Origin of the sequence: Streptomyces sp. NPDC048584 (assembly GCF_043199595.1) — a bacterium.
Taxonomy (GTDB): Bacteria; Actinomycetota; Actinomycetes; order Streptomycetales; family Streptomycetaceae; genus Streptomyces; species Streptomyces edwardsiae.
Genome location: NZ_JBICWF010000007.1, coordinates 224908 through 239610 on the forward strand (window position 1 = coordinate 224908; position 14703 = coordinate 239610).

General features: G+C 70.4%; 13 protein-coding genes. 5 read left to right on the plus strand and 8 right to left on the minus strand.

The annotated features are described in order from the left end of the window. Window positions 1-28 precede the first annotated feature (28 nt). From fabG to ACGFR9_RS17760, 3 genes are all read left to right on the plus strand, one after another. On the plus strand, window positions 29-793 hold the full coding sequence (gene fabG, locus ACGFR9_RS17750) for a 3-oxoacyl-ACP reductase FabG (RefSeq protein WP_393209038.1): 765 nt from the start codon (window positions 29-31) through the stop codon (window positions 791-793). Continuing rightward, entirely contained in the window at window positions 790-1536 is a 747-nt protein-coding gene (locus ACGFR9_RS17755; RefSeq protein WP_393209041.1) for a fumarylacetoacetate hydrolase family protein, read from the plus strand. Before fabG ends, ACGFR9_RS17755 begins: the two co-directional genes overlap by 4 nt. Window positions 1537-1599: 63 nt before the next feature. Continuing rightward, complete coding sequence (locus ACGFR9_RS17760) at window positions 1600-2385, plus strand: crotonase/enoyl-CoA hydratase family protein (RefSeq protein WP_393209044.1); 786 nt, start codon at window positions 1600-1602, stop codon at window positions 2383-2385. A gap of 201 nt (window positions 2386-2586) precedes the next feature. Here ACGFR9_RS17760 and ACGFR9_RS17765 read toward each other — a convergent pair whose 3' ends face one another. From ACGFR9_RS17765 to ACGFR9_RS17800, 8 genes are all read right to left on the minus strand, one after another. After that, complete coding sequence (locus ACGFR9_RS17765) at window positions 2587-3318, minus strand: SDR family oxidoreductase (protein WP_393209047.1); 732 nt, start codon at window positions 3316-3318, stop codon at window positions 2587-2589. A gap of 117 nt (window positions 3319-3435) precedes the next feature. Next, window positions 3436-4362 (minus strand): NAD(P)/FAD-dependent oxidoreductase, encoded by a 927-nt coding sequence (locus tag ACGFR9_RS17770; RefSeq protein ID WP_393209050.1) that lies wholly within the window; start codon window positions 4360-4362, stop codon window positions 3436-3438. Next, on the minus strand, window positions 4359-4946 hold the full coding sequence (locus tag ACGFR9_RS17775; protein WP_393209053.1) for a UGSC family (seleno)protein: 588 nt from the start codon (window positions 4944-4946) through the stop codon (window positions 4359-4361). Before ACGFR9_RS17775 ends, ACGFR9_RS17770 begins: the two co-directional genes overlap by 4 nt. A gap of 54 nt (window positions 4947-5000) precedes the next feature. Next, complete coding sequence (locus tag ACGFR9_RS17780; RefSeq protein ID WP_393209055.1) at window positions 5001-6065, minus strand: hypothetical protein; 1065 nt, start codon at window positions 6063-6065, stop codon at window positions 5001-5003. A 306-nt stretch (window positions 6066-6371) separates the two neighbouring features. Beyond that, window positions 6372-7289: an SDR family NAD(P)-dependent oxidoreductase gene (locus ACGFR9_RS17785; protein ID WP_393209058.1), complete on the minus strand. Its 918-nt coding sequence runs from the start codon at window positions 7287-7289 to the stop codon at window positions 6372-6374. Then, window positions 7286-8605 carry a hypothetical protein gene (locus tag ACGFR9_RS17790; RefSeq protein ID WP_393209061.1) on the minus strand — a complete coding sequence of 440 codons (1320 nt, stop codon included), beginning with the start codon at window positions 8603-8605 and terminating at the stop codon, window positions 7286-7288. Before ACGFR9_RS17790 ends, ACGFR9_RS17785 begins: the two co-directional genes overlap by 4 nt. Next, window positions 8602-10011: an aldehyde dehydrogenase family protein gene (locus tag ACGFR9_RS17795; RefSeq protein ID WP_393209064.1), complete on the minus strand. Its 1410-nt coding sequence runs from the start codon at window positions 10009-10011 to the stop codon at window positions 8602-8604. The genes ACGFR9_RS17790 and ACGFR9_RS17795 overlap by 4 nt, the downstream gene beginning before the upstream one ends. A 5-nt stretch (window positions 10012-10016) precedes the next feature. Further along, window positions 10017-10838, minus strand: coding sequence for a 3-keto-5-aminohexanoate cleavage protein (locus ACGFR9_RS17800; protein WP_393209067.1), 822 nt, complete (start codon window positions 10836-10838; stop codon window positions 10017-10019). A 142-nt stretch (window positions 10839-10980) separates the two neighbouring features. Here ACGFR9_RS17800 and ACGFR9_RS17805 point away from each other — a divergent pair, with 142 nt between their 5' ends. Beyond that, complete coding sequence (locus ACGFR9_RS17805) at window positions 10981-12657, plus strand: hydantoinase B/oxoprolinase family protein (protein WP_393209070.1); 1677 nt, start codon at window positions 10981-10983, stop codon at window positions 12655-12657. Window positions 12658-12659: 2 nt separating this feature from the next. After that, on the plus strand, window positions 12660-14693 hold the full coding sequence (locus ACGFR9_RS17810) for a hydantoinase/oxoprolinase family protein (RefSeq protein ID WP_393209073.1): 2034 nt from the start codon (window positions 12660-12662) through the stop codon (window positions 14691-14693). Window positions 14694-14703 lie beyond the last annotated feature (10 nt).

Sequence of the window (14703 nt, forward strand, 5' to 3'; positions counted from 1 at the left end):
ACCCGGCCCAGAGAAAGGACGAGCCGCTGTGTTCGGCAATGACAGGAGCCCGGTCGCGATCGTGACCGGAGGTGCCCGAGGGATCGGCCGCGGGGTCGCGAACCGACTGGCGGCCGACGGCTGTTCCGTCGCCGTCCTCGACCTCACCACGGAGGCGTGTGCCACCACCGTCGAGGAGATCGAGGCCGCCGGCGGCACAGCACTGGCCGTTGCCGCGGACATCTCGGTGGAGGACGATGTCGCGGCCGCGGTCGATCGTGTGGTCGCGGAGCTCGGTGAACCGACGGTGCTGGTCAACAACGCCGGGATCGTCCGCGACAACCTGCTCTTCAAGCTTCAGCCCGATGAGTGGGACGCCGTCATCAACGTGCACCTGCGCGGGGCCTACCTCATGTCACGAGCCGCGCAGAAGTACATGGTCGCGGCCGGATGGGGCCGCATCGTGAACCTGTCCAGCACCTCCGCGCTCGGCAAGAGGGGCCAGGCCAACTACGCCGCGGCGAAGTCCGGGCTCCAGGGATTCACCAAGACGCTGGCGATGGAGCTCGGCAGGTTCGGCGTCACGGCCAACGCCGTGGCACCCGGGTTCATCGTCACCGAGATGACCCGGGACACCGCGGCCCGGATCGGGATGCCGTACGACGAGTACGCCGTCATGCGCGCGGCGGAGATCCCCGTCGGCCGGGTGGGCCAGCCGGCGGACATCGCCGCCGCGGTGTCGTACTTCGTCAGCGAGGAGGCTTCGTTCGTCTCGGGACAGGTGCTCTACGTTGCCGGCGGGCCGAAGACATGAGGATCGCGCGGATCCGGCTCGGTACCGGAGAAGAGGTCTGGGCGGGGCTCGACCCGGAACACTCCATCGAGCTCCCTGATCTGGAGGACCTCGGGCGGGAAGGACGCGATCTCGGTCCGGCCGACGCGCTGAACGTCGTCAAACCAGTCACGGCCACCAGTACGGTGGTCTGTCTGCTCGGCAACTGGAAGGGCCGGGACGGCCGGGACGGACCGAGCTTCTTCGTGAAGCCGAACAGCTCACTCATCGGTGACGGCGAGGACATCGTCCTGCCCGGTGGCTGCCGTACCGTGGTCTACGAACCCGAGATCGCGGCCGTGATCGGCCGGCCCTGTCGCGACATCACCCCTCGTGAGGCACGTGCCCATGTCCTCGGCTGGACCTGCGTCAACGACGTGACCGCGACCGACCTCGGGCTGAGCACCAACTTCCCCTTCCTTCCTGGGAAGTCGTACGACACCTTCGGTGTGCTCGGCCCCGTCGTCGAGACGGAACTCGATCCGGACGGCACCGCTCTTCGTGCCCGCATCAACGGCCGGGTGGTCACCGACACCGTCACCTCCCGGATGAACTGGTCGAGCGATGAGGTGGTGAGCTGGGTGAGCCGCTTCATGACCCTGCGTCCCGGGGACCTGATCTGCCTTGGTACGCCACCGGAGATCGAACCGATCCGCCCCGGGGACGTCGTCGAGGTGGAGGCCGCCGGAATCGGCACCCTGCGGAACCGGGTGGTCGCCGGGTGACCGGTCGGCGACCAGTTCCTCCACGCGAACCTGCCGGGTCCCTCTCCCGATGGGCACTGACCGATGAACGATGAGAACGGCGCGGCCGCTCCCACGGTCGTGCTGGCGGCCCGGGACGACGTCCTGGTCATCTCGATCGACCGCCCTGACGTACTCAATGCCATCGACCAGCCCACCGCGGGGCTGCTCGCGCGAGCCTTCACGCACCTGGACGAGGACGGCACCGCGCGTGTCGGGGTCCTGTCCGGAGGGCCGAAGGCCTTCTCCACCGGTGCTGACCTGCGCGCCGTGGCGGCCGGCCAGTCGCCGGTGGTGCCGGGGCGGGGCTTCGGCGGTCTCACCGAGAGGCCACCGCGCAAACCGCTGATCGCGGCGATCGAGGGATACGCCCTCGGCGGCGGTTTCGAGATGGCCCTGGCGTGCGACCTCGTCGTTGCCTCGCGTACCGCCCAATTCGGGCTGCCCGAGGTCACACGGGGCCTGATCGCCTCCGCCGGAGGTCTCCTGCGGCTGCCCACCAGGCTTCCCCACTCCGTGGCGATGCGGATGGCTCTGACGGGCGAGCGGCTGACCGGCGAGCAGGCCTTCGACCTGCGCCTGGTCAGCGAGTTGGTCGATCCCGGATGTGCCCTGGAGTCCGCCGTAGCCCTGGCCGCGCGGATCGCGAAGAACGCGCCTCTGGCGGTCCGGGCGAGCAAACACCTGGTCAACGCGGCGGTCGACGGCGCGACCGACGAGCTCCTCCGCGTCCAGACGGAGCTCCAGGCGCGGCTGCTCGCCTCACCAGACGTCGCGGAGGGCATCGCGGCCTTCAGGGAGAGAAGGCCGCCCCGATGGCAGGGACGGTGACCGCGGTGCACCCGCGCCACGACCTCGTCGACGGCGCCCCGGTACTCGGGCCGGCCGGTGGCCAGGATGACGGTGGTTCGTGTGAGCGGGATCGGTGTGCTCGGTCCGCCCCCGTCCGGACGCGTCGTTCGGACAGGGGCGTCCGCTGAGCGCGGACACCGGGATCGTGTGCCCTTCCTGCGCCGGGTCGGCGGTGCGGCGTCAGCGTGCCACAGTCGGCCGGATGATCAACTCGTTGACGTCCACATCCGCCGGCTCTCCGATGGCGAAGGCGATCGCGCGGGCGATCGAATCCGGCGAGATGGCGCCGGCCGCGCGGTACTCCTTGATCGCCTGGGCCGCGGTCGGGTCGGTGATGGTCTCGGCGATGTCGGATTCCACGACACCGGGGGAGACGGTCGTCACCCGGATCGACGGGTCGGCCTCCAGACGCAGGCCCTCGGTGATCGCCCAGGCCGCGTACTTCGTCGCGCAGTACACCGCGCCCGTCGGCACGAGTTCGTGCGCGGCGGTGGACCCCATCGTGATGAAGTGTCCACCACCCTGGCGCTGGAAGTGCGGCAGCGTCGCCGCGATGCCGTGCAGCAGCCCGCGCACGTTGACGTCGATCATCTGGTCCCACTGATCGACGAGCAGCGCGTCGAGCCGCGACATCGGCATTATTCCGGCGTTGTTGACGATGACGTCCACCCGCCCGTGCTCGGCCACCGCCCCGTCGACGAACGCGGCGACGTCCGCACGGTCGGTGACGTCGAGGCGCCGCACGTCTATGCTGCCGCCGGCGTCCCGGACCCGGCCGGCCAGTTCGGCGAGGCGGTCCTCGCGCCGAGCCCCGGCGACGACGTGATGTCCTTCGGCGGCGAGGTGCGCCGCCACTGCTTCACCGATGCCGCTGCTGGCGCCGGTGACGAGGATGATCTTCGAATCGGTCATGGCATCATCCTCGGTGCCGGCGCGGCAGGGAACGAGGGTGCGTTGCACCCTGGCTGGAGCTCCCGCGGTTGCCTGACCAGGCCCGCTCCGGGGAGAACCCATCGCGTTCACATACGGCTAGCTCTTGACGAGGCGTCGTGCGGATCCGGCGGCGGCGGCGCCGTCGCCGGCCGCGGCGACCGCATAGCCGACGAAGTCGGACCTGAGCTCACCCACGGCGAACAGTCCCTCGACGGAGGTCCGCATCCCGGCGTCCACGCGCACGCGGCCATCCGGGTCGAGATCCACCAGATCCCGCAGCAGCGACGTCCTCGGTTCCACGCCGGCGTTGACGAAGAGTCCCGCCACATCGAGATCGGAGACCTCGTCCGTCGTGAGGTCGCGGATGCGCACCGCCCCCAGCACTCCGCCGGATCCCGTCAGGGCCTCCACCTCGGAATGGGGCAGCACGCGGATCCGGTCGCTCCCGTCGATGGCCGACCTGGTGGCTCTGGAGAGGTCGGGTTCCCCGCGACGAGTGATCAGAGTGACAGCCGACGCGTAGCGGGCGACGACCAGCGCCTCACGACCGGCGAAGTCGTGGTCTCCCAGCACGGCGACGGACTTCTCCTTGAAGAACGGGCCGTCGCACGTGCCGCAGTAGGAGACGCCGCGCCCCTCCAGATCACGTTCACCGTCCAGCCCCGGACGGCGGCGGCCGGCCCCCATCGCTGCGACGACTGTGCGGGACCGGATCTCCGTCTCGTGACCGCGGACGACGAAGCCCGCTCCGTCCCTGGCGATCTCGGTGACGTCGTCGAACACGAACTCCGCGCCGGCCTCCAGCGCCTGCGCTTCGACGCGGCCGGCCAGCTCGCTGCCGGAGATCGGATCGGCGATCCCGGGGAACCGCTCGACCTCCTCCAGGTTGATGAGCTCGCCACCCATGACGATCTCGGTCACGACGGTCGTGCGCAGGCCGAAACTCGCCGCGAACAGGCCGGCGGACAGGGCGGCGAGGCCGCCTCCGACGACAGCGACGTCGTACTCGTCGGCGCCACTCATCCGGCCACCTCGCTGATCCCGGCCACGAAGTCCTCACGGCCTGCTGCTTGTCTGAGCGCGTCGACGCCCAGGATGGTCAGTACCTGAGGCAGCGCTTCCAGGGCGCGCTCCTCGATCTCGTGCCGCTCGAGACTCGACACCGGGTGTGTGACGCGGGCGAAGGCATAACCCGGCAGGCCCCGGCGGGCGGCCATGGCCGATGCCGAGGCGAGGAACGGCTCCGTGCAGATCGCGGCGGCCGGTACGCCGCGCACCTCGAAGTCGGTGGCCACGTGCATCGTCGTCGCCGAGCAGGACCCGCAGTCACCGAGCCCGGTGAGGACGGCGTCACAGCGGTCGGCCAGATCGGCCAGCTGAGCCGCGGACGGGAGCATCACCCCCTCGGTCACCACCGGGCCGATGAACTCGACGCCCGGGAGTTCGGACTCCAGCAGCGCCGCGACGGCCTCGAGGAGCTCCGGGGCGTTCCGCTTGGTGTTGGCGAGGAGGCCGACCACCAGCTTGTCGGTGCGTGTCGGCCGTGCCGCCGTCCTCACCTCCGCGACCGCGTCGTCCGGGACAGGGACCAACGCCTCGATCACCATCGCGACCTCCTTGCTCTCGGTTCGTTCTGGGCGGTGTGTGCTCGGCGGGTGTGTTCAGGGCCTGCGGACCGGCGCGAGGATGAAGTCGCCGGGAGCCGTGGCATAGCACCAGCTGGTGATCACCGAGGAGATGCCGGCGTTGCGGCCCCCGGCCACGATCAAGGCGATGTCGCCCGGGTCCCGTGCCCCGTAGCGGTAGGTGATGCCCCCCTCGGTCCTGTCACGCGCCGGATCGGGCCGGAACGTGAGTTCCGCCCTGGCCAGGTCCGCGACCGGTCGTCGGAAGTTCTCGTAGAGGAACTGCTTGGCCTCCTGCTTCGACCACCCGTGCTTGGAGCCGACGATGTCGGCGTGTTCCGGCCCCATCACGACGACCACCGGGCCACCGGGGACCATGGCGCCGAGCCGGGAGAGGGTGTCCGCGATCGTGTGCAGGATGCCCTCGGCGCTGGTGCCGGTGCGGTTCTCGATCGGCTCGGGGCCCCGTCCGCTCATCACCATCACGGTGCTGTCGTCCGCGTCGTGACCGTGTTCGACGTGCAGCGGCTCCCAGGGCGACTGCTCCTCGTTCTCCGCGAGGCAGAACCCGAGCTTGCCCGGGTGACCCTGTGTGGCCTGGTCCAGCGTTCCCGGGACGAAGCCGAGGACGTTGCGCAGGACCAGTCGAAGAGCCCGCCCGATCGCCACATTCGCGTGGGCGGCCGGGGCGTACAGATTGGTCCCGCTGTTCATGCCGAGTGTGTGACGCACGGGCCCGTTCACGACGGTGAGCTGCGCACCGCCGCCCGTGCTGGCATTGGACATGTAGAAGAAGGTCCGGTCCCCCGCGCCCCACCGAGGGTCGGCCCAGCCCTGGATCGCGGCCACCACGACGGGGAACTGCTCCGCGGAGCAGCCGGCCAGCACGGCGTTGACCGCGGCCAGCCGGACGGTGACGTCACGCCGGTTCTCCTCGACGCGGAGCAGCACCTCCTCCGGATCCCGGCCCGCGGTGGCGAGGAAGGCGTCGACCCGCTCGGCCGTCGGCACCGTGACCGGCAGCCCGTCGGTCCAGCCGCGCCGGGTGAAATCGGCGCCCAGGGCGGACTCGGACTCGCCGGCCACCGTCGCGGCGGTCACAGGGATGCGCCGCCTTCCGTGCCGGGGACCTCGGGACCCTCATGATGGCTCCCGCATTCTCGGGGGACTGCGATGTTCACGCTCTCTCCTTCGGCGTCGGAGGTGACGCGCCGGCTCCGCCGGACGCGCCGCGGGCAGCAGCCCCGGGACCTGCCGGACCAGGGGGCGCCCGTAGTCAACCCGGGTGACCGGCGGTTGGCCACGACCGCGTTCCGCTTCGTGAACCGGTTGTGAACCGCCCACCGGACTTGGCCGGGCAGGACCGGCCGGGCGTCCGACCGGACCGGTGGGCATCCGAACGAACGGTCAGACCGCCATCCCGCCGCCCATGTCGATCATGGCTCCGTTCATGGCGCTGGCCGCGTCGCCTGCGAGGAAGGCGACCATGTTGGCAACCTCCTCGGGCAGTTCGTAGCGCTGGATCGCCGTCCTGCCGCGCGGGTAGAGCGTCTCGGGGCGGTCATCGGTCAGTGGTCGGCCCGGGCCCCACATCGAACCGGCGTTGACACCGAGCACCTGGATGCCCTGCGGTCCCAGTTCCTTGCCCAGGAACCGTGTGAACTGCCCGAGCCCGGCTTTCAGGGCGCCGTACACCGTCAGCCAGGGCATCGCGGAACTCCCGGCCTCGGAGCCGATGTTGATGATCCGCCCGCGTCCCTGGGGCAGCATGTGGTCGAGGACCGCGCGGCTGCAGTACATCGGCCCGGTCAGCGTCCCCCGCACGGAACGGTCGATCTCCTCCCGTCCGAAGGTGACGAAATCGCCGACGACGACGTCGGCCGCGTTGTTGACCAGGATGTCGATGCCGCCGAGCGCCTCCGCGGCCTGTGCCATGACGCTCTGGACGCCGTCCCAGTCCATGACGTCACCGTGGATGGGAACGACCTTCGTGCCCCACTTCTCGGCCGCCGCGGCAGCGGTGCCGGCCGCGTCCGGCGCGTCGGGATGCCTGGAGAAGCCGCGCTCCCGGACCTGCTCCGCGCTCAGGTCGACGACCGCGACGTCGGCGCCCAGGCCGGCCAGCCGGTTCACACAGGCCTGACCGAGGTTGATGCCCGCCCCGCCCGTCACCACCGCGCGTCGGCCCCGCAGGTCCAGCAGGTCGGTGACCCGCTTGCCGATGCTGTCCAGTGGGATGCGCGTCTCGTCCCACCACGCCGTCTGCGAACCCTTGCCCGCGTCGATGTGGTCCTGAAGTACCTGCTGCATGAAGTGCGTGCTCATCGGCGTTCCTCGGTCGTCGTAAGAAGGGTGGTGACGTCCCGGCCCCGGACGAGGGGCCGGAACATCGGGTAGGGGATCGGGTGCTGGTTGGCGCCGAGTTCCGGGGCTCCTCGCCAGCGGTACAGGCACAGGCAGCGGCCCGGGCTGCGGTTGGTGATGTGCGTGGTGGTCGGTTCCGTCATCACGAAGCCGATGGCCTCGTAGAAGCGAGACGTCCGCACCAGGTCGGGCAGGGCGGCGTTCATCGCGAGGAGTTCGATCGGCGTGCCACCGCGCTCGTCGACGGCGAGCTCCGCACGGGCGTCGATGGAACTGACGGGCTCGGGGAACCGGGCGTGCCACGCGTTGAACCAGCCGACGTAGGGCTTGTCCGGGCAGGCCGCCGGGTCGAGGGCCTCGAACGAGAAGCGCTGCGACTGGCTCGACAGCCGTACTCCGAGGAGCCGGGCCTGCTCCTGCCACGGGATGCGTGTCTCGACGACCAGGGGGAGCACGAACCGGTCCGCATACACGGCGGGCTGCCGTGGGACCCGCGGCAGCCCGGCGAGATAGCGGGCGGGAGTGGTGCCGAGCCGTGCGGGGTATCCGGCCCGGACGTAGGCGTCGGTGGTCCGGGTCCACAGGTCGTCCCAGAGGGACTTCAGGGGTGGGGTCGCGGACCGTGTGCGGACCCCGAGCATCCGGCCGTTGTCGCTGGGAGTGAGATCGTAGGCGACCAGCAGCGAGCCGGGGGCGGGGGGCTCGTCCTCGCGGCCCTCCTCCGGCTTCTCACCGTCGAACCGTGCCGCGATGGTGCGGCCGTCGTATGAGGTGGCCAGCCGCGACCAGCTGCGTCGGTCGTCCAGGTGGTGGCCGGTCAGCAGGTGCTGGTCCTGGCTGGCCACGATGTACTGGTCGAGGGTCAGCACGGTCCGCCCGGCTGCGGCGACCGCCGCCAGAGTGGCCGGCTCGTCGAGATCGGGCCAGGGCGCTTCACGGGCAGCCTCGTAGTCGAACCACCCCCAGACGTCGGCCGTGTTGGTGAAGCCGTTCGCCGGGGCCTCGGCGTAGGAGTCCATGTCCGGGAAGACTTTCCGGAACCGGTCCCTCGTGAGGTGCGAGCTCAGCTCGTGCGGCAGGTACCCGACGGCCCGGCCCTCGCGTTCGAGAGCCGTGAGCTGTGCGTCGTCGTAGGGGCACGGGGTGACGGTGACCGGCAGGTCCAACAGGCGACCGCGTTCAGCCCACATGGTGCGGTGCAGCCGGGTCTGCTGGTCGGCCGACAGCGGCTCTCGGGCTATGGCCCCGATGGCCGGCGTGCCCGCCGGAGCGGTCACGCGTGGCTCCGGTGCAGCACCTTCACCTCGGTGAAGGAGTGCAGCCCCCAGTGCCCGTTCTCGACGCCGATGCCGCTCCACTTCGCGCCCCCGAAGGGCTGATCGGGGCGAAGGGCCAGATGGGTGTTGACCCACGCGGTGCCGCAGTCCAGCTCGTCGGCCACGGCCGCCGCGCGGTCGGCATCGGTGCCCCAGACCGAACCCGAGAGCCCGAAGTGGGTGCCGTTGGCGCGCTCGACCGCCTCGTCCACCGACCGGTAGGGCAGCACCGGGAGCACCGGCCCGAACTGCTCCTCGTCGACGACCGCCATGCCGTCCGCGACCCCTCGGAGGATGGTCGGCCGGTAGAAGAAGCCCGGGCCGTCAACGGCGGCTCCACCGGCGACGGCCTGACCCCCGCGGCTCACCGCGTCGTCGACCAGTGCGGCGACACGCTGCAACTGGGGCGCGTTGTTGAGGGGCCCGAGCCGGCTCTTCGGATCGCTTCCGGCGCCGACCCGCACCGAGCCCGCGAGGGAAGCGAGCGCTTCGACGACCTCGTCGTAGCGGTGCTCCGGAGCGTAGACGCGTTTGACCGCCGAGCACACCTGCCCGTTGTTGCGGAAGGCCGACCAGAAGAGCCGCTCGGCCACCGCCTCGACATCGACGTCGTCGAGCAGGATCGCGGGATCGTTGCCGCCGAGTTCCAGCGTGATGCGCTTCAGGTCCGGCGCCGCCGCGGCCGCGACGTGTTTGCCGGTGGCCACGGAGCCCGTGAAGGAGATCTTGCGCGGAACCGGGTGCCCCGTCATGAGGGCACCGAGCGGGTCGGAGCCGCTCACCACGTTGAGGACGCCTGCGGGTAGCACGCCGGTCAGCACCTGGCCGAGCAGCAAGGTCGCCAGCGGCGTGTACGGCGACGGCTTGAGGACCATCGTGTTGCCCGCACGCAGCGCGGGGGCGATCTTCCACGCCGCCAGACTGAGGGGGAAGTTCCACGGGGTGATCGCGGCCACGACCCCGAGCGGGCGGCGCGCGACCCGGATGTGGGCCTTGTCGTCGTCCTGGAGGACCTCGTCCTCGACCTCGAGTCCGGCGAAGTGACGCAGCCACAGCGCCACAGAGCGGACCTCCATCCGCGCGTCGGCGAGCGGCTTGCCCTGCTCCCGGGTCAGCAGGGGGGCGATCGTGTCTGTCGCCGCGAGGACGGCGTCGGCTGCCGAGAGCAGCAGCTCCCGCCTGGCGGCCTCGTCCCGCTTCCAGGTTCGGTACGCCTCCTGGGCGGACCGCATCGCACGGTCCAGCTGTTCCTTCGTGCACTCCGGTGCCATCGCGAACGGCACACCGGTGGCAGGGTCGACCACCTCGAACGACCCTGCTGTGGTGACGGCGCTGCCGCCGATGGTCATCGGGATCTGGTCCGTCATCGCGGTCAGCCTTCCTGGTCGGGCAGTTGAAGCCGGCGACGTGTGCCGGCGACGTCGGAGACGGTGAGGTCGAGGGCGCGCGCCACGGCCGCCGCCCGCGCGACGAGCGGCGCGCTGCCCCGAGCCGGCTCGCCCTTGCGCAGATAGAGCGTGTCCTCCAGCCCGGCCCGGCAGTTCCCGCCGAGTGCCAGCCCGATCGCCGTCAGCTCCAGGTTGGCCCGGCCGATGGCGATGACCTGCCATGCGGCGCCCTCCGGGAGCCGGCGCACCATCATCATGAGGTTCTCCGCGGTCGCCGCCATGCCGCCGCGGACCCCGAGGACGATGCTGAACTGCAGTGGCTCGGCCAGCAGTCCTTCGTCCCGGAGCCGCAGGCAGGCGTCGAGGTGCCCCGTGTCGTAGATCTCGAGCTCCGGTTTGACGCCCAGCTCCTGCATCCGGCCGGCGAGACGGCGGACACCGGCGGGCGGGTTCAGGAACTCGCCGTCGCCGAAGCTCATGCTGCACGGATTCAGCGTCGCCATCTCGGGACGCAGTTCGACGAGTCGCTCGCGCTCCTCGAACGGAACGCTCAGGCCCACGCCGGTCGAGAGCTGCACCAGGATGGGGCAGCGCTCCCGGACGAGCTCGATGGTGCGGGCCGCGATGTCGAGGTCCGCCGTGGGCCGATCGTCGCGGTCGCGCAGGTGCAGGTGAGCGACCGAGGCTCCGCCGGCGTAGGCCTCGGCGACCTGATCGGCGATCTCGTCGGGCTGTGTCGGCAGCCAGGCGTTGTCCTGCTTCGTAGCGATGGGTCCTGTCGGCGCCACGGTGATGATCACGCTCACGCCCGCCTCCGGAGGACTGGAGAAGCCTGAAGATTCCTTGTCACAGACATACGGTATGTGGAGTATGATATCTCGGCAACCGTCATCCGCCTCTGACTTCAGCAACTCGCGAGGCGTCCGGGACCAGAGAGAGCAGGAACCCGTGGCCGACCCCGTGACCGTCTCGGTCATCACGCACCGGTTCGAAGCAATCGTGCAGGAGATGGGTGAAGCGATGCTGCGCACCGCCTACTCGCAGATCCTCAACTCGAGCAGGGACTTCTCCACGGCCATCACGGACCGTGACGCGCGGCTGGTCGCACAGGCCGAGCACGTTCCGATCCATGTCGGCTCGATGCCATGGGCGGTCCGCGCCATCACCGACTTCTTCGGCGACTCGATCGAGCCCGGAGACGTCTATCTCCTCAACGACCCCTATCACGGCGGCAATCACCTCCCGGACCTCACGACGTTCGTGCCGGTCTTCTTCGAGGAGGAACTGCGCTTCTGGTCGATCAACCGGTCCCACCAGAGCGACATCGGTGGCTCGACGCACGGCGCGTACAACCCGAACGCGACCGAGATATGGCAGGAGGGGCTGCGGATCACCCCGCTCAAGCTGTACGACGCGGGAACGGTCCGCGAGGACGTCATGCAGATGATCGCGACCAACGTGCGGCACGCCGACGACTTCCTGGGTGACCTCCGGGCGATGATCGGCTCGTCCTGGGTGGGAGAGCGACGCATCCTGCAACTGCTGGACGCGTACGGAGCCGAAACGGTCACCGAGGCCATCGACGCCATTCTCGACAGCGCCGAGCGCCAGACGCGGGCCTGCATCGCGACCTGGACCGACGGCGTCTACTTCGGCGAGGCCGTGCTGGACGACGACGGACACGGTGCCGAGGACGTCCACATCCGGGCCAAGGTCACCGTGTCGGGCGACTCCCTCCACGTCGACCTGAGCGACTCCCACCCCCAGGTCACCGGCTTCATCAACTCGTCGTACCCGAACATGATGTCCGCGGTCCACATGGCCCTGTCCTTCCTCATCGAACCGCGGACCCCCAAGAACTCGGGAACGTTCCGGCCGCTGACGGTGACGGCCAAGGAGGGCACGGTGGTGTGGGCACGCCCCCCGGCGCCCGTCACGCTGGCCACGAACCACTGCGCCCAGGAGATCGCCGAGTCGGTGATCAAGGCCCTCGTGGGCGCCTGCCCCGATCGCGTGATCGCCGGCTGGGGCCGGCGGTTCCGCGTCGCCATCAAGGGCGTCGACCCACGGACCGGCCGCCAGTTCATCTGGCACCTCTTCCACGCGCGGCCGGGAGGCGGCGCCTCACCGGCCGGAGACGGCTGGGAGACGGCGGGGGAGGGCCAGGCGATGGGCTCGTCCAAGTTCGGCTCGGTCGAGGTCGCCGAGGTCCGCTTCCCGCTCTTCTTCGAGCACCACGAGTTCCGGCCGGACTCGTTCGGCGACGGGCAGTACCGGGGAGGTGCCGGCTCGGTGCTCCGGCTCCGCATGGAGACAGAGGAGACGGCGGTGGCCAACACGGCCGGCGACGGTGTCAGGCACCCGTCGTTCGGCACGTGCGGCGGTCTCGACGGCGTCCCGCACCGGTACCGGCTCATCACGGGTGAGCACGTGCGCGAACTGCGGACGAAGGAGGTCGACATCGAGGTACCGCCCCACTCGGTGTTCCTCGTCGAGTCCGCGGGCGGCGGCGGCTACGGCCCCCCGGCCGAGCGCTCCGCCGATGCCCGGCGGCGGGACATCGAGAACGGATTCGTCTCGGCGGACGACGCGACCGACCACGCCCTCCTCACGACAGGGATCTGAGCATGTACCGGATCGGCATCGACATCGGCGGCACCTTCACGGACCTGACCGCGGTTGACGGCAACGGCAAAGTGGTGATCGCCAAGTCCTCCTCCACCCCGCACGACCCGTCCGACGGGCTCCTGGAGGGGCTGACCAAGCTCGCGGCCGCGCTGGGCACCACGCGTGAGCAGATGCTGCGTGCGACCGAGCGGATCGTCCACGGCACGACGGTGGCGACCAACGCGCTGCTGGAGGACAAGGGCGCGAAGGTCGCCCTGCTCACGACCGAGGGCCATCGAGACGTGATCGAGATGCGCGAGGGAATGAAGGAGGACCGGTACAACGTACGGATGGCGCCGCCGCAGCCTCTGGTACCGCGGGCCCGGCGCTTCGGGGTCCGCGAGCGGATGCGGGCCGACGGCACGGTGGCGGTCCCTCTCGCGGCGCCGTCGCTCGCGGCCGCTGTCGAGGCAGCCGCCGCGTCGGGAGCCGAGGCGATCGCCGTCTGCTACCTCCACTCCTACCGCAACCCCGAGCATGAGCAGGCGACCGCCGCCGAGCTGGCCCGTCGGCTCCCGGACACCTACATCTCCCTGTCGAGCGAGGTCCTGCCGCAGATCAAGGAGTACGAACGGGTCTGGACCACCGTGGTCAACGCCTATGTCGGCCCGGTACTGGCCGACTACCTGTCCCGGCTCAGCGGCCGTCTCGCCGACGCGGGCTACGGCGGCGAGGTCATGATCATGCACTCGCACGGCGGTGTGGCCACCATCCCGGAGTCGAGCCGGCTCGCCGCGGGAGCCGTGCTGTCGGGGCCCGCCGGAGGTATCGCAGCCGCACGGCAGGCGGCCAAGCTCATCGAGACGGGGGAACTGATCACGTTCGACATGGGGGGCACGAGCACCGACATCGCCCTGCTCCAGGACGGCGAGGCGCCGCTCACCGCGGAGAAGCAGGTCGGGGCCGCCAAGGTCTCGCTCCCCACCCTGGACATCCACACGCTCGGCGCGGGTGGGGGCTCCGTCGCCAGGGTCGACAGCGGCATTCTGCACGTGGGTCCGGAGAGCGCGGGTGCCCTTCCGGGTCCGGCGTGCTACGGCCGCGGAGGGACCGAGGCGACGGTCACCGACGCCAACGTCGTTCTCGGCCTCCTTGACCCGGTCGGCTTCGCCGGGGGTGACCTTCCGCTCGACCCCGCTGCCGCAGAGTCGGCCGTCGCGAAGGTGGCACAGGGGCTGGGCGTGACCACCGTCGAGGCCGCCGCCGGGATCTCCAAGGTGGTCAACACCACCATGGCCGAGGGCATCCGCATCGTGTCGGTCCGCAGGGGCGTCGACCCGCGCGGCTTCACACTGGTCGCGTTCGGGGGAGCAGCGGGCGTTCATGTCACCGAGGTGGCGCGACTCCTCGACATCAAGCGGGTGGTCGTGCCCAATGTCGCCTCGGTCCTCTCGGCCTGGGGAATGCTCGCCACCGACCTGCGCTACGAGATGGTGCGTTCCCATATCGGGGACGCCGCGTCGACCTCGGCCGACGCGTTGCGCACGGTGCTCCTCGACATGGAACGCGAGGGCCGTGACCGTCTCGACGGGTTCGACGGGCGGATCGAGGTCCAGCGCGCACTCGACATGCGCTACGGCGAGCAGATCTACGAGATCACCGTCCCCATCACCGATGTGGACCTCGATGCGGGGGACTTCGTCGACGACGTGGTCGCGAGGTTCCACAAACGGCACCAGCAGCTCTACGCGTACAACGCGCCGGGCCAGGAGGTGGTCATCGTGAACGCGCGGACCACCATCGTCGGAAAGCTGCCGGAGCTGCGCGCCGAGCCGCTTGCGACCGGCGGCGGTCCCGGACCCCGGGCCGGTGTGCGTCGGGTGTATCTGGACGCGTGGATCGACGTTCCGGTGCATCGGATGGAGACCGTGACGCAGGGGGAGCGGGTCACCGGTCCCGCCCTCTTCGAATCGGCCACCACGACGGTGCTCCTGCGCGCAGGTGATTCCGCCGTCGTCAACGAGCACGGCTGGCTCGACATCCGGCTGTCCTAGCCGCCGCCAC